At 59.3% G+C, this 14,060-nt stretch carries 16 protein-coding genes and 1 pseudogene; 2 read left to right on the forward strand and 15 right to left on the reverse strand.

What is annotated here, in order from left to right; all coding sequences use genetic code 11:
• Window positions 1-36: 36 nt before the first annotated feature.
• From AC0IYN_RS28970 to AC0IYN_RS28995, 6 genes are all read right to left on the reverse strand, one after another.
• Window positions 37-630 carry a transposase gene (locus tag AC0IYN_RS28970; protein WP_406597212.1) on the reverse strand — a complete coding sequence of 198 codons (594 nt, stop codon included), beginning with the start codon at window positions 628-630 and terminating at the stop codon, window positions 37-39.
• A 247-nt stretch (window positions 631-877) separates the two neighbouring features.
• On the reverse strand, window positions 878-2,086 hold the full coding sequence (locus AC0IYN_RS28975) for a DSD1 family PLP-dependent enzyme (RefSeq protein WP_471844844.1): 1,209 nt from the start codon (window positions 2,084-2,086) through the stop codon (window positions 878-880).
• 56 nt (window positions 2,087-2,142) lie between these two features.
• Window positions 2,143-3,474: a D-arabinono-1,4-lactone oxidase gene (locus AC0IYN_RS28980; RefSeq protein WP_471844846.1), complete on the reverse strand. Its 1,332-nt coding sequence runs from the start codon at window positions 3,472-3,474 to the stop codon at window positions 2,143-2,145.
• A 73-nt stretch (window positions 3,475-3,547) separates the two neighbouring features.
• Window positions 3,548-3,904, reverse strand: a complete 357-nt coding sequence (locus AC0IYN_RS28985) for a c-type cytochrome (RefSeq protein ID WP_406597137.1) — start codon at window positions 3,902-3,904, stop codon at window positions 3,548-3,550.
• A 145-nt stretch (window positions 3,905-4,049) separates the two neighbouring features.
• Window positions 4,050-4,802, reverse strand: a complete 753-nt coding sequence (locus tag AC0IYN_RS28990) for an outer membrane beta-barrel protein (protein WP_214497514.1) — start codon at window positions 4,800-4,802, stop codon at window positions 4,050-4,052.
• Between the two features lie 133 nt (window positions 4,803-4,935).
• Window positions 4,936-5,763 carry an arylamine N-acetyltransferase family protein gene (locus AC0IYN_RS28995; protein ID WP_406597136.1) on the reverse strand — a complete coding sequence of 276 codons (828 nt, stop codon included), beginning with the start codon at window positions 5,761-5,763 and terminating at the stop codon, window positions 4,936-4,938.
• 120 nt (window positions 5,764-5,883) lie between these two features.
• Between AC0IYN_RS28995 and AC0IYN_RS29000 the strand changes: the two genes are divergently transcribed.
• Window positions 5,884-6,120, forward strand: coding sequence for a DUF6555 family protein (locus AC0IYN_RS29000; RefSeq protein ID WP_078047890.1), 237 nt, complete (start codon window positions 5,884-5,886; stop codon window positions 6,118-6,120).
• 141 nt (window positions 6,121-6,261) lie between these two features.
• On the opposite strand, the gene AC0IYN_RS29005 is transcribed toward AC0IYN_RS29000, so the two are convergent.
• The 6 genes and pseudogenes from AC0IYN_RS29005 to AC0IYN_RS29030 form a co-directional block, all read right to left on the reverse strand.
• Window positions 6,262-7,422, reverse strand: coding sequence for a hypothetical protein (locus AC0IYN_RS29005; protein ID WP_471844487.1), 1,161 nt, complete (start codon window positions 7,420-7,422; stop codon window positions 6,262-6,264).
• Between the two features lie 90 nt (window positions 7,423-7,512).
• The gene (locus AC0IYN_RS29010) at window positions 7,513-7,656 is read right to left on the reverse strand and encodes a hypothetical protein (protein WP_457267172.1); all 144 of its coding nucleotides are present in this window, start codon (window positions 7,654-7,656) and stop codon (window positions 7,513-7,515) included.
• 11 nt (window positions 7,657-7,667) lie between these two features.
• Complete coding sequence (locus AC0IYN_RS29015; protein ID WP_457267171.1) at window positions 7,668-8,216, reverse strand: hypothetical protein; 549 nt, start codon at window positions 8,214-8,216, stop codon at window positions 7,668-7,670.
• A gap of 86 nt (window positions 8,217-8,302) precedes the next feature.
• Window positions 8,303-8,579 (reverse strand): annotated as a pseudogene (locus AC0IYN_RS29020) (beta-barrel domain-containing protein); the annotation flags it as partial.
• Between the two features lie 1,335 nt (window positions 8,580-9,914).
• Window positions 9,915-10,115, reverse strand: a complete 201-nt coding sequence (locus AC0IYN_RS29025) for a DUF6021 family protein (RefSeq protein ID WP_471844490.1) — start codon at window positions 10,113-10,115, stop codon at window positions 9,915-9,917.
• Window positions 10,116-10,129: 14 nt separating this feature from the next.
• Window positions 10,130-10,309 (reverse strand): hypothetical protein, encoded by a 180-nt coding sequence (locus AC0IYN_RS29030; RefSeq protein ID WP_099493890.1) that lies wholly within the window; start codon window positions 10,307-10,309, stop codon window positions 10,130-10,132.
• Window positions 10,310-10,422: 113 nt separating this feature from the next.
• Here AC0IYN_RS29030 and AC0IYN_RS29035 point away from each other — a divergent pair, with 113 nt between their 5' ends.
• Window positions 10,423-10,944, forward strand: a complete 522-nt coding sequence (locus AC0IYN_RS29035; RefSeq protein WP_100491055.1) for a DUF3087 domain-containing protein — start codon at window positions 10,423-10,425, stop codon at window positions 10,942-10,944.
• Here the strand turns inward: AC0IYN_RS29035 and AC0IYN_RS29040 are convergent.
• From AC0IYN_RS29040 to AC0IYN_RS29050, 3 genes are all read right to left on the reverse strand, one after another.
• Complete coding sequence (locus AC0IYN_RS29040; protein WP_406599183.1) at window positions 10,941-11,408, reverse strand: MEKHLA domain-containing protein; 468 nt, start codon at window positions 11,406-11,408, stop codon at window positions 10,941-10,943. The genes AC0IYN_RS29035 and AC0IYN_RS29040 overlap by 4 nt on opposite strands.
• A gap of 16 nt (window positions 11,409-11,424) precedes the next feature.
• Window positions 11,425-12,555: an MFS transporter gene (locus tag AC0IYN_RS29045; RefSeq protein WP_406599182.1), complete on the reverse strand. Its 1,131-nt coding sequence runs from the start codon at window positions 12,553-12,555 to the stop codon at window positions 11,425-11,427.
• Between the two features lie 70 nt (window positions 12,556-12,625).
• Window positions 12,626-13,990, reverse strand: a complete 1,365-nt coding sequence (locus AC0IYN_RS29050) for an MFS transporter (protein ID WP_457267170.1) — start codon at window positions 13,988-13,990, stop codon at window positions 12,626-12,628.
• Between the last annotated feature and the right edge of the window lie 70 nt (window positions 13,991-14,060).

The following is a 14,060-nucleotide window of genomic DNA, read 5'->3' on the forward strand; positions in this document are numbered from 1 at the left end:
TTTGCGCCGCTGCCGATTGCCCGGCGTGCGGCTGGCTCAATTGCTGGTGATCGATGTGCTGCCGTGGCGTGCCAGCCAGGTGTGCAACAGGGCGAAGTTCAGCGAGAACTCCGGCATGTGCAGCAAGGCGCCACAAAACACGTCACCGATGATTTTCTGGATGAGTTGCACCGCACGCGGGTTGTTGAGCAGCGTGGCGATGTCGCGGGTCAATGCATGGATGCTCCAGACCTTCTGGTTGAGGTCCAGGCCGACGAACCAGCGGAACAGCAGGTTGTAGTTGAGCTGTTCATGCAGTTGCTGCTCGCTGGGTACCGAATACAGGAGTTGCAGCAGCAGGATCTGCAGTACGGTCTGTGGGGCGATCGACATCGCGGGTTCGGTGGTGAGCCAGTCACGGTGCTGGTCGAGGACTTCGTCGATCTGCGGGCGCAGCAATACCAGGGAATGGCTGGCCGGGATGTAGCTGGAGACTTCCTTGCGGGCGCCCTGCCAGTCGTCCTGGGAGACGATCCAGACCCAGGGTGCGCCGTAGCGATAGACCGACACCGGCTTCTTGCGCGCGGCTTCGACGATCTTCGACAGGCGCTGGTCGAGCTCCTGCATGCCGACTTTCGAGTAACGTTCCATAGTTCCCATCGCCCCACTCCTGGCATCCTGCTTGCGGCTGAAAAGCCCACCTTTCTGGTGGGCTCAAGCGCGTTACACAGGAGAGACGGGAGTGGCCAAGGGCTACCGAACTTTTGTCATGAAAGCTTCATTTTGGATTGGGTGGGGGGCAATTCCTGGTGGGGTGTATAGCCGCTATTTGGGTGATGGCTGCTATGTCTTCCGCCCTTACCAGCCGTTACCGCAGCAATGGATAGACCGCCAATCGTCACGAATAAACCGGCCAAACCTCAACAACCTTACCCCCCCGTACCCCCAGCAAATCCCCAAACTGCAACAACACAAACTCACTCTGCGTCGGCCGCAAAAACACCTGGTCATCCACGTTCAACCCCACAGCTGGCGACCCATTGACCATCTCCTGATTAGAACTACGCCCATATAACTCATTGCTCTTTAACCCACCCGGCGACTCGAACTCCGCCAACCAATTCCCGCCATAAATAAAGTAAGTCCCCCGCTGGTTCGGATCCCACCACGAAAACACCCGCGACTTGCCATCCAACGCCGGAATATACACCGCCCCCGTGCTTTTCAACACCGGCGTGGCGATAAACACCGCTGGCACATGCTCGCTCAAGGAAGGCAAATCATAGTGAGTGGGCTTGAGCAACGCGGTCCCCACCGACACCTCCGTGCTCAGCCGCTCCTGCTCATGAATCCGATAACTCGGGCTCCCCGCCGTATTCAACGTAAGCCCCTCCCCCCACACCCCAGCAACGTGCTGCCGAGTGAAATCCACATAGCCGGTGTAGCGCCGCATCACCTGCTCGAACAACGCCTGGGGCGACCCCAGAATGCCCGGCACGCCCATCCCCACGAACGGGTCATAGCCCATGAACCCCGCAAACACCAAATGCCGAGGGTTGGCGCTGATCAGCGTGAGCATCTGCCCAAGCACCGCGTTATCGCTGATACCGCCTCGATGCAGCCCCACATCCAGCTCGATGTTGACCCGCAACCGCACGCCCAAGCCCTGGGCCAACGCCAGGTAGTGCTGCAAGCGCTCGGGCGTGTCCAACAACCACTGCAATTGCCGCGACGGGTCGAACGGCCCCTTATGGGTCTGATAAAACAGCTCGGCCGAACGCACCGGCAGCGGCTTGCCCAGCAAAATATCCGCCTCGGGAAACACCTGGGCATCATGGTTCAGGAACGGCTGGTGAAACGACATCAGCCGCTGCGTGCCCGCACGCTTGGCGATGTAGGCCAGCAGCCCCGGCGATGGCAGGGATTTCTCCACCAGGCGCAGGTGTTTGCCGCCACGCTTGACCGACTGCATGACCACATCAATGTTGTGATCCAGCCGATCCAGGTCGATCAGCATCACCGGGCGCATCGGCCCATGGGCCTTGAGTTCGGTGTTGAGGGTGCGGAAGTAATCGTTGTAGGGGCTGCCCCGGTCACTCGGGCGCAACCACCAGGCGCCGGCGGCCAGCAAGGCGCCTGTGCCGAGTACAAAATGTCGACGGTTCATCGGGCCACTCCCAGGATGGATGACAGGTGCGCGTTGAGGAATTTGCCACTCGGGTCCAGCTCACGGCGCACGCGGGTGAACTCGTCCCAGCGCGGGTACAGCGGCTGCAGGGTGCGCGCGTTGAGGGTGTGCAATTTGCCCCAGTGTGGGCGGCCGGCGTATTTCCAGAAGATCGGCTCCACGGCGGCGAAAAAGTTGTGATGGTCCATGGCGTAGTGTTGGTGCACGGAGATCGAGCAACTGTCGCGGCCTTCGAACATGCTCAGGGGAATGTCATCGGCCTTGACGTAGCGGTACTCGATGGGAAACCAGGTGCGCAGGTCCTTGTCGTTGATCAGCTTGAGGATCTCGCGCAGGCACGTCGGCCCATGCTCGGCAGGCACCGAATATTCCATCTCGTTGAAACGCACATTGCGCACGTTGGCGTACACCTCGAAGGACTCGGCCACGCGGTCCTCGAAGCTGGCAAAAAAGCGCAGGCTGTTGAGCAAGGTGCGACGTGTGCCGGGGAAGTCGCTGGCGTATTTGTCGAGCTTCTCGATGATCGTCACGAACTCATTGCCGCCCGCCTCCGCCGGGTCGATGGGGGGTGTTGCTGGATCGTTGGTTTCATTGAGGGCAATCGACAGCGCGTAGTCGGAATGGGTGACCACCAGCATTTCCCAGTGCTGGTTGTCCCGCGTGTTTTTATCCACGTCTTCCAGCAGCTCTTCGGTCTTGGCGATCCACTGGCGTTCGCGCAGGCGATAGGGCGTGCGGTTCTGCGAGCGAATGCGGGTGGCTACGCCCAGCGCGCCGAGGGACACGCGGGCGGCGCTGAACACCTCCGGATGGCGCTGGGCGTCGCAGTCCAGCACGTCACCCTGTGCGGTCACCAATTGCAGCCCGGTGACGCAACCGGAATACGAGGTGAAGCCTACGCCAGTGCCGTGGGTCGAGGTGGAAATCGCCCCGGCCAGGGTCTGGTAATCGATATCCGCCATGTTCGGCAGCGCCTGGCCCACCGCCTTGAGCGCCGGGCCCATGCGCGACATCGGCGTGCCAGCGGCGAAGGTGGCTTGCAAGGTTGCCGGGTCGTGATCGAGCAGCCCATTGAAGTAGCTCAGGGACAGCAAGGTGCCGTCAGTCGGCACCAGGGCGCTGAAGGAATGCGCCGAACCGACAGGCCGCATCTGCCCCGGCGCGTGGCGAATCACCTGCACCAGTTCGTCCAGGTCTTTCGGCGCCAGGCGTGCCAATGGTAAACAGGTCTGCGCCCCCGACCAGTTGCGCCACGGAATCAGGCGAGGTGCCCGCGCCAATTGGGCCAGCACCGGGTTGCTGGCCAGCGCCATGAAAGCCCCGGCCATGCCGGCGCGCTGCAAGAGTTGCCGCCGTGAAAGCGCCATTCACCACCCCGTCTTATTGTTGGATTTGAACACCGGCCATAAAGCCGATCAGCGCCACAAACTGTTCCTCGGAACACTGCATGCACAGGCCCATCGGCGGCATGCCGTTGTAGCCGTTGATGCTGTGGTCCAGCAGCGTGTCGACGCCTTGGGCGATACGCGGGCTCCACGCCGCGCGGTCACCGGTCAGCGGCGCACCGGACGCCGGGTTGGCGTGGCACAGCTTGCAACTGCTGTCATAGACCTGGGCCAGCGCCGGGTCGGCGGGCATGGCAGTCGCCGCAGTGGCGCGTTCGGGGGGGTGGCGGGGTTTGTCATCACAGGCTGTGAGCAGGCCGAATACAACCAACAGCAAGGCGATGCGGGGCATGGCCACCCTCTCTTCTTATGATGTGGAAAGCGGTTTCCACACTAAGGCAGCGGCGCGGCGGCGTTGAGGGTTTTGGCGGACACAAAGGGGGGCTGTTGCGGACAGTTGAACGTGGGCGTTGGCCACCCACGTCCTGGCGAGGGGCTTAGAAGGCGATACCGACCTTGAACCCGTACTCGTCACGCTTGAGCTTGGTGTTGTCGGCCACGTCAGAGTCACCGTCAAGCTTGTACTCGGTGCGGGTGTAGTACAGGCCCGCAACGACCGGCAGGTCACCCTTCTGGTTCATCAGCAGGCTGACTTCAGCGTAGGGGTTGGTGCGGTCCTTGAGGTCCACGGTGTCGCTGCCAAAGTCATCGACCTTGAGCTTGGTGCGGCCATCGATGGTACGACGGGCGCCGGCTTCGACACGCAGGGTCATATCATCGAACTGGTGGTTGTAGCCCAGGGCCGCCTTGGCGAACGGCGACTTGTTGGTGAGCTTCACGTCGAGGTCGTTGATCTCCGGCTCGTAGCGCGTCCAGCTGTAGCCACCGCCCACGATCACGTCGACAAAATTGCGCGCATCCAGCGCGGCACGCCAGCCGAGGTCCAGGTCGGCCTGGCCTTCCTTGAGTTTGTTGTCGCTCTTTTCGCCGTACTTGGCTTCGATACCGGCCTGGTAGATAAAGCCGGATTCGGCAGTGAGCTTGTTGCCGAAGTTGTAGAACAGGCCGGCTTCGGGCATGTGGCTCTTGTCGCTCTCGCTGCCGCCTTCAAATTTGAAATCGTTATAGCTGCCCAGGATCCCGAAGGTAGAAATCGGGTCAGTGGACGGTGCGGCGAACACCGCGGCAGGCGCAGCGACCAGCGCCAGCAGCGAGGAACCCTTGAGGAATTTTCCGAATAGCTTGGACATCGTTTTACATTTCCTTGTCTGGTGAGCAAATTATTCAGGAACCGCTTCGAACCCCTGCTCGCGCGAAAGGTTCGAATTAATTTGCACCGATTTGAAGGTAAAACGGTTCAGCGAAGGCTCTAGATCAATATTCTCACGAATTAGCCATTACAAGGCCATCAAGGATCTGGCGCAGCGTCGTGCCGGCAGGTACCCGAATGCCAAAGGTCTCGGTCAGTAAATCCAACAGTTCATCGGCACTGCCGAGGGTGCGTTTTTCACTCGGTCGATCCAGGTAATGCACGGCGTAGTTGGCGTTGTTCAAGGTATGGCGCTTGCCCGGCGCCAAGCGTGCGACTTTCAGCTGGCCCACGAAGGGCGAATCCGGGTGCGTGGAGACGTACCAGTTGCCGATCTCATAGTCGATGGCCGCCTGCTCCTGCAGGTCGAACACATACAGCCCACGCCACTCCTCCCCCACCTGTGCCCACAGCGTGTAACTGCCCTGCCCGTCGAAGGTCAGGCGATAAGGCTCATGCGCCGTGGCCTGCACTGCTTCGGTGTCCAGCTGCAATGGGCTGCTGGGCACCATGCCGCCAAAACCGACATCGCTGATATAGCGCACCCCGTCCAGGGTCACCAGGCTCAAGCGATGGGTACGCGCCGTGTGCGCATCCGGCGGCCCACCCATCACCACCCGCCCGGTAATGCCGCGCGCATCGAAGCCGAGCGCCTGCAACAGCGCCAAAAACATCTGGTTCAACTCATAGCAATAACCGCCCCGGCCCTCCAACAACACCTTTTGCTCGACGCTGGGCAAGTCGATAGGCACCGGCACGCGCATCAAGGTCGACAGGCTTTCGAAGGCAAAGGTGCACACATGGCGCAACTGCAGCGCCTGCAGGGTTTGCAGGGTCGGCGCGGGCGGCGTGTCATAGCCCAGGCGTTGCAGATAGAGGCGGCTATGGGTCAGCAGAGGCATGGCGCAATCCTTGAGCGCGAGGGGATGGCGACACTATGCCGCGCCAGCACGCAGATTGTCATTTTGAATGAACCTTTTTGAACACTCCCCTATCCATCTATAACAACACAGGGAGGCAACATGAGTACCGCAAAAATCTACACCATCCACTACCAGTTGCATGGCAAACCGAAGTCCTTTGTGGTGCGTGCCGAAGTGATGAACAACGCCGAAGCCTGGCACTGGGCGGCGGTCGATGCCGACATCGCGCACGTGAGTCGCGTGGGGCGCGTAGGCCATGAACAGGTGAAGAAAACGACGCGGCCTTGGGCGGAGAAGTATGGGATTACGGACGTAACTTGGGTTGCGCCGAAGTGAAGGGAAAAGCCCCGCCGTGTCAGGCGGGGCTTTTGCGAGTGACTTGCCTTTTTTGTGCTTATGTAGGTCGAGGGCTGGGGGTTTGGGGCATTGGCTGGAAGCGGCCATCCACGAAGGACTGCTTCCGGCCAGAAGCGGACGTTAGCTAGCGACCGGTTGACCCCAGCCTTGCTGAGCAATATTGAGTACTTGCTGGATTGCCGCCTGTAAGCCGTTCGACAATCTCAGTGCAAAAGGAATACTGGCGCCCAATGCAGTGGGTGACCAGCGATCAGAATAGGGTTCCTGGGCCAGGCGATGCTGCAGAGCCTTCAAGGACAGGGCATTTTCCGCAGCGGCGAATGCCCCCTCGGCAGGTGTAGCCAATAGGGCACCCATTTGTGCCTGCTGAGATGCCAGGGTCTGGGACAAGACCAACGCGCCAGCTTGGGTAGACGTCTGGCTGATGAACGCGGCCAGATCCTGCGCAGGTCCGGTGAACGTTTGACCGTTCTGCTTCCAGGTGGTGTTTACAGGCAGTCCATCGAAACCGTAGGTCTGCTCCACCGCCAATCCACCATCGGCGTTTCTCCATGCGACAGCTACCCCTTGAGCCGTCAAACGATAGGTAGCCGACAAGTCGCCATAGCTGTGTGATACAGAAACGTTTTGCTTTCCAACGGTAATAGTCGAATCTTTCGGGACCTCCATTAAGGAAATTCCGGCGACGCTGATTTGAACGCTATCTTTCTTGTAGAGCAATGTCGCTTCACCAACAGCACTGGATGCAAGCGGCACCATCAGTTGCACATTGCCGTCAGCATTGACGTCGATGGCACGTATACCCTCAGCCGTGGCGAGTGTCGACGGCTGGAGGGGATTGTCGAGGGGCGCAAGCCCTAGGAAAGGCATGAGGATAAGTTTTTGCCAGTCAACTGTTCGGGTAACGATAATGACTGCTTCACCGGTCTCCTCTACGCCGTGGGCAAGCGATCGACCGATACCCGCGGCATTTTGTATAAGCGAAAAACCGTAATTGCTGACAAGTTCAGTGGAGGTCTCACCAGGGATCTGAACATAGTCATAACCGAGACCACCGAGCGCAACCGGAAGTATATCGCCTACCGTTCCGGCCCACTGCCAGCGTGCCAGCCCAAACTCATTTACAGCGGAGTTTACATCTTCGTCGAGAACGTTCTGAGTTTCAGGGAAACCGCCTAAAAACAATGTTCTTCTTAAAACAGAATTTGCCAGGTTATCTGACGCTTTTTGGAATTGAGCATCCGTAAGGCTACCCCCTGATAATGCAACAGCCGCCCACATGGAACCGCGTACCATCTCACTGGTAAACGAGCCATCATTCCGATTTATAGCACTCGCAGACTTGAGCCACGTGGAAGCAGCCTCAAGATCTTACTTCACTCGCTCATCAGCCGTATGAAGTAACGTTTCATTTATCAGCAAACGCATATAGTCATACGCAGCCGGGTAATTTTTTTCGACTAAAAAGGCTCGAAGTGCTGAGTCTTGCTCGGCGTTAAAATTGACGATATTCATACATCAGCACCTCAGCGAATCAGATGTTCATCGAGAAAGGACAGAACAGCAGCATCCATGTCCTTAACGTTTTTATGGCTTGAAGAGTATTGGTAAGAAATAGAAATGTCGTGCGCGAATAGACGTGTCGCCACGTAGGTATTACCCCAATCACTGACAAAAACGATGGCACCGTCTGTGCCTCGAAAACGATACACATCCGATGAACCGATAACATAAACGTCTATATCGCCTATGTGCCTGTCTGGCTTACGCCCTTCGATCACCCTATCTTGGTCATATCGCTCAGGATCGATATGGCTCATACGCAAACTTATCAATTCACCATCTAATACTCTTTCCTTGACTAAACGCATTTCCGGGTATTGAACGGAAAGTGTCAACGTACTACCATCTCGAGTAAAAACTCGTTGGCAGTTCTCCTTGGAAAAATTAAATTTAAAAGGTAACTTTCCTCCGCCTGCGCTATTTCCAAATGTACATGGCTCTGCAGCGCTCCCTATAAGTGGAATAGTTATAAGAAGTATCGCAGTGAGAAGTATTTTCAGTTTTAGCTGCACAGAACACTCCAGCGAAAAGTGAGGACCTTGAAGCTAAGACGGTTCGAGCCGCGCCAGACCGAACACCATCAATGAAAATGGTCCGCCTAACGCTCTCTCAAACTCTCCTGAACATGCTGCTGCAAAGGGCTCAGGAAGTAATCCAGCACCCGACGCTGATCCGTCTTGACCTCCGCCGTCACCGTCATACCCGGAGACAGCGCAACGCGTTCTCCCTTGATATTCAAATGATCTTCCTTCAGTCGAATACGACTGCTGTAGACGGGCCCACGTTTTTCATCGTCTATTACATCGTTAGACACCCCGATCACCTCCCCTCGACGGTGCCGTAAGAGTGAAGGTGAAGGTTTCCACCTTGATGGATTAGAATCAATCTCAACAAGCTTCATACTCAGTCCCTCAGCGAACTAGTTTCTGACTTAAAAAATTCGTGATAGTCGCATCTAAAGATTCAAAATCCTGATGGCTCGTCGAGTACTGATAAAAAACAAATACGTCTCCCGCCACAAGCCTTTTAGCCAAATAGGTATTTCCCATATTCGTCACAAAGACAACTTCATCACAGGCAATCACACAGCAAATCCTTGTGCAGTTACTCATGACAATCCATTTTCAGAACCATGCCTCTCGGCATTCGTGGGGCTACAGGTATCGCAAATCGGCAAGGATTGTAGAGCGTTAATTGTTACCGTTTGGAGTTTGCGCGCATCCGCGAATTGCCAAGAATCACTTGCCGTTGATGTATAGGGCACGTCCAAAAAAACGCAAGCGGCCGGGGAAGGCCCGTAAACCATCGTGCATCCTAAATCGGATGCTCACGATGTGAGTGAGTAAGCCATTTGCGGCGCTCGACATCACAAATTGATTCGGGATAATCGTTACCGATTGAGGTACTAGATTCTTAATGCGGCATAACCTGCACCTTACGCCAAATGGTTTGAATCGGTCCTTCTTCCGTAGACGCTTTCAAAGGACCGCTTCTGGCCGGTTGCTGCCATACACAATCTAAAGCTCCCAACCAAAAAAGCCTTCTAACCACCTAACGATGGCCAAGAAACCTGACTACCTATCACTACGATGGATGCTCCAAACGTCACCTCAGATAGCCGGGTAACCTCAACCAATGCCCTTAAAGGGGTCGGCAGGTCGAAAAGTGTCAGTGGAGTCAGTGGACGGTATTGCAGCTCATAACCTCTCAAGGCCTGGCGCGCATCGCGATGAACGTCCGACCAGTCGTAGGCGAAGAACCCACGTTTGGCAAACTCAACGAAAGCGTTCGCGCCAGCCATGGCTCTGGCCCGATCTGCAGCGGACACCTGCGGCAATGAAAGGACATATTCTTCAGCGTTTCGACGGAGGGCAGTGCGGAATCAGGTACCGGCCCCGGGCCGCCCGTTGTGAAGAGCGCCACCTGCCCAATGGCGTCGGTGGCTACCCAGGCAACATCACAGTCCTGAAGATCGGAGGGAGCCATCATTTGCACCTGCCATAAAAAACTTCCCAACTCTACTTGCCAGCCAAGACTGTGTAAAAGCGCAACCGCGTGGGTGTGTGCGCACAGCTACCACAAGCCCCTGAAACCAAGCTTTTTGACCACGCAAAAAAAACGCCAACCGATGTCAGCGTTTAATAACAACATGCTCAAGTCGAGCGCTCACGCTCGCAGAACCGAAACGCTTAACGCGTCCCCTACCCCGCCTACGGCTTCAAATCACCCAACGGATCATAGGCCGGCTTCTTTTCATCCTCGTCTTTCTTTTCCTTATCCAGCGGCGCAATCGCCGGGCCGATAGGATCGACTTGCGGGTCCGCCACGTCCGGCGAATCCGGGTCGAAACCCAATTCGTCCTTGCCACTTGCATGCTCGCCTGAAGACGGGCCTTTCGGCGTATTACTCACGGCGTTCTCCTTGTTCAAAGTGGGCGGGCTTTGTCGTGCAGGTTTTCCAGGTCTTCCTCGACGCGTTCTACATCCTCATTGTCGTCGCGCTCTTTCGGGTCGTTGGGGCGCAACGCATCGTTGTCGCGCTCCTCTTCACCGGGTGTGCGGTCAGGGTTCGGGGTGCCGGGGGGTGGTTGGTTGTAGTCAGACATGATGGTTCACCTCAAAGGGTCTACACAGGTTTAGAGAAACCGTCCTGCACCATCGTTCAACTTGTTTGCCCAGGCGTGAGATGATGCGGGCCCCTTCTGGAGACATGAACCGGATGTTCGAGCTCAAACCCTGCGACCCTGTGACCTTCCGCCAACAGACCCGGCGCAGCACGCTGATGGTCGCGGTGCTGTTCCTGGCCCTGGCCATGTTGCTGTCGACCCTGGCAGTGATGCTGTTCGGCGAGCCTGGCGGTGACAATTTCCGCTTCAATGTCGGTGGCGTGTTCGCCGGGGTGCTGATCACGCTGGCCCTGGTGCGTGGCCCGTTCTGGACCCAGCCGTGGCTGGCGCCGGCGGTGTATGGCTGGCAACTCAAGCGCAGCCTGATGAGCGTGACCAACGTGATGCACAAGGTCACGGAGCGGGTCCAGGCCAATGACCCGACGGCAATCAAGGTGCTGCGCTTCTATCACTTGGGCCTGACGCAGATGCATGAGTTGGATGCCAATTCCAGCGCCCAGGTGCAGTTGGTTGCGGAGGTCGAGGCGCACAAGGCCAAGATGCAGGCGCTGGGGATCGATACCGAGCAAACCCGGTTCGACCCCGCCTGGCTGGATGCCTTTAAGACCGCTTAAGCCAACACGCCGATGCGCTGTTCATCGGGCCAGAACAAGGCCGCCTGGCCGCACGCTTGGCCGGCGTCATCGAGCAGGGTCCACACCACGCCGGCGTGGATCATGAACGGCTGGTCGTGCGCATCCACGCGCCAGCCGCTGTAGCCTTGGGCGATGCCATTGGCGGTGACTTGCTCCAGCAGCACCTGGCGCGCGGCGCGGTCGAGTGCCGAAGCGCTGTAGCGTGAGGGCATGCCGATGAAGGCGTCGCGCGGGTATTTGAAGCACTGCAGGGCGCAGTCATTCACGTAGGTAAAGCGCGGGTCGGCGCCGCCGTCATGGGCCAGCAGGCTGTAGGGCGCGTCGCTGTGCAGCCAGGCCAGGCGCTGTTGCGGGTCCAGGTGTTCGGGGGCCGGCAGTCCCTGGCCGGTCCAGTGTCGGTACGCCGCATCCAGCAGGCTTACGAAGTTTTCTTGAAGGGACACACACAACCTCACCGTGTCAGTTGGAAGTTTTTGCCCGCCAGCAGAACACCGCGCTCACCGCGATCGCCGCGCCCGCCAGGCCAAACACCCAAGGGGCCGAGGCAATCGGCAGCAGCAGGCCGGCCAGCAATGGCCCAAGGCCGGCGCCGATATCCCGCCAGACGGCATTCGAAGCCAGGGCCGAGACGCGCATCGAACCGGGGTTGCGCTCGGCCACCAAGGTGGTCACCAGCGGCAGTTGCAGCGCGCGCAGCACCAGCACCGCCGCCGCGCCGACGATCACCCAGTAACTGCCAAACGCGGTCAGGGCCAGGGCACTCAGGAACGAAAACAGCAGCAGCATCGACGTGGCGCCAAAGCGCTGGGCTGCGCGCCCGCCCAGGGGGCTCAGGAGCATTTCCGAGACGTAACGCAGCGCCATCAGGCCACCGGCGATCAGTACTGCATCGCCGCCCAGCAGCTTTTGCGCCTGAATCGACAGGCCGAAGATAAACAGCCCATCCAGCGCCACCCCCTCGATAAACGACCACACCGCCACGCTGTCCGGCCACTTGAAGCGCCGCCCCGGCGTGGTGTGCAAGTCGTGCCCCACCGTAGGCAAGCCGCGCGCCATCCACAAGCCCACCAGGCAGCACCCGGCCAGAATCAGAAAGATCGGACGCGGCCCGGCCCACAGGGTCAACCAGCCGCCCAGCGGCAGCGCCAGCATTGGCCCGAGGGCGATCAGCGCGCGGGAACGCCCGGCCCGGCGTGCGGCACCGGCCGGCTCCGAAGTGGCCAGCACTTGGGTGGACAGGTTCAACGCGGCAAAGCACAGGCCCCACACCAGGCGCAGGCAGAGCAAGGCGGCGAAGCCGGACAACACCGAGTTGCCCAAGGCGCACAGGGTCGCGGCGCCGGCGGCGATCATGCAGGTCAGGCGGTCGCCGTTGCGTGCGTAGAAATTGAGGACATGCCGGTAGCCGAAAATCCGCACCAGGCGGTTGGCCGCCAGCAGCACACCGGCCTGGGCCAGGGTGATGCCGAAGGCCTGGGACTCCATTGGCAGCAGCAGGTAGAGCAACACGTCACTGGGCAAGCATAAAGCCAGGGTCAGCGCGGCGCGGCGGGAGTGTGTATCAGCGGTGCGGAGGGCCAGGCTGGACATAAATCTGAAACATCCCGAAATACTCAGGTCGCCACGGTAGCCTTCCACACCGATGTTTTACAACGCCCAATCACGGCTTTTTACCGTAGGGCAACAAACGCAAGCCACTGGCTACCGCGCCGACCAGGGCAAAGCCGCAGCCCAGCCACAGCGCATAGTGCGGCCCATTGCCCAGGGACAGGTGGAAACACAAGGCCACCAGCGACGCCCCCAGCGTTTGCCCCAGCAACCGCGAAATCGCCACGATGCCACTCGCCCCGCCACTGCGGGCCAACGGCGCGCTGGTCATCAATGCCTTGAGGTTGGGCGACTGGAAGAAACCGAAACCGGCACCACACAGCGCCATGCGCCAGCCGATATCAAACGCCGAGGCGCCATTGCCCAGGGTGGCCAACGCGGCCATGCCCACGCTGAGCATCAACAAGCCGATGCCACACAGTAGCCCCAGCGACACCCGGTCGGCCAAGCGCCCCGCCACCAATGCCATTACCGCCACCACGGCCGGCCACGGTGTCATCAGGAAACCGGTTTCCACCTGGCTATGCCCCAGCACCGCCTGCAGCAAAAACGGCAGCGACACAAAGGCCAGGCCCTGGGCGCTGAACGCACAAATAGCGGTCAAGGACGACAAGGCAAACACCGGGCGCTTGAACAGGTCCAGCGCCAGCATCGGCGCCGGGTGCCCGGCCTGGCGCCGCAACAGCAAGGCGCCGCACACCAGCGCCACGGCGATCAGGCCCACCGTCAGCGCACCCTGGGCACCGTGCACCGCCGTGCCCAGGCCCAGCACCAGCAAGGCAAACAACCCGGCACACAATAACGCTGCGAGTCGGTCAAAGGCATGCCCGGTCATGGGCAACGTTGGCAATGAACGCAGGCCCAGCACCAAGGCCAGCAAGCCCAGCGGCACGTTGATCAGGTACAGCCAATGCCAGGTCGCCACCGACAGAATCGCCGAGGCCGCCGTGGGCCCCAAGGTAAACGCCAGCCCCACCACCAGTGAGTTGTAGCCCAGGCCCCGTCCGAGCATTTTCGACGGGTAGATATGCCGCAACAACGCCGTGTTCACGCTCATGATCGCCGCCGCCCCGAGCCCCTGCGCCACGCGCGCGGCCGTCAGGGTGACCAGCGAACCCGCCAGCCCGCAAAACAGTGACGACACAATAAACAGCAGCAACCCGCCGAGATACACCCGTCGATGCCCCAGCACATCACTGAGCGACGCAAACGGCAGTACCGTGGCGATGATCGCCAACTGGTAGGCATTGACCACCCAGATCACCGAGGCGGAATCGGTGCCAATCCCCTCGGCCAAGGTCGGCAAGGCCGTGTTGACGATGGCCGTGTCCAGGGTCGCCATGCCAATCCCCAGGGAGATCGCGAGCACGGCCGGCAGGCGTTTATTGAGGGGCAACCCATCGGCAACAGAAGACATGAACAATCCGCGCAGGTGACAAAGGCTCCTAGATTACGGGCAGACCGTTTTTTTTTCAGTGGCCGATGGC

Source organism: Pseudomonas sp. AC112, assembly GCF_979253545.1.

What these genes read in the sequence shown, in the direction of transcription:
- AC0IYN_RS28970 (WP_406597212.1), bottom strand. Translation starts at nt 630, where the DNA reads ATGGAACGTTACTCGAAAGTCGGCATGCAGGAGCTCGACCAGCGCCTG.
- AC0IYN_RS28985 (WP_406597137.1), bottom strand. Translation starts at nt 3,904, where the DNA reads ATGCCCCGCATCGCCTTGCTGTTGGTTGTATTCGGCCTGCTCACAGCC.
- AC0IYN_RS28990 (WP_214497514.1), bottom strand. Translation starts at nt 4,802, where the DNA reads ATGTCCAAGCTATTCGGAAAATTCCTCAAGGGTTCCTCGCTGCTGGCG.
- AC0IYN_RS28995 (WP_406597136.1), bottom strand. Translation starts at nt 5,763, where the DNA reads ATGCCTCTGCTGACCCATAGCCGCCTCTATCTGCAACGCCTGGGCTAT.
- AC0IYN_RS29000 (WP_078047890.1), top strand. Translation starts at nt 5,884, where the DNA reads ATGAGTACCGCAAAAATCTACACCATCCACTACCAGTTGCATGGCAAA.
- AC0IYN_RS29005 (WP_471844487.1), bottom strand. Translation starts at nt 7,422, where the DNA reads ATGTGGGCGGCTGTTGCATTATCAGGGGGTAGCCTTACGGATGCTCAA.
- AC0IYN_RS29010 (WP_457267172.1), bottom strand. Translation starts at nt 7,656, where the DNA reads ATGAATATCGTCAATTTTAACGCCGAGCAAGACTCAGCACTTCGAGCC.
- AC0IYN_RS29030 (WP_099493890.1), bottom strand. Translation starts at nt 10,309, where the DNA reads ATGTCTGACTACAACCAACCACCCCCCGGCACCCCGAACCCTGACCGC.
- AC0IYN_RS29035 (WP_100491055.1), top strand. Translation starts at nt 10,423, where the DNA reads ATGTTCGAGCTCAAACCCTGCGACCCTGTGACCTTCCGCCAACAGACC.
- AC0IYN_RS29045 (WP_406599182.1), bottom strand. Translation starts at nt 12,555, where the DNA reads ATGTCCAGCCTGGCCCTCCGCACCGCTGATACACACTCCCGCCGCGCC.
- AC0IYN_RS29050 (WP_457267170.1), bottom strand. Translation starts at nt 13,990, where the DNA reads ATGTCTTCTGTTGCCGATGGGTTGCCCCTCAATAAACGCCTGCCGGCC.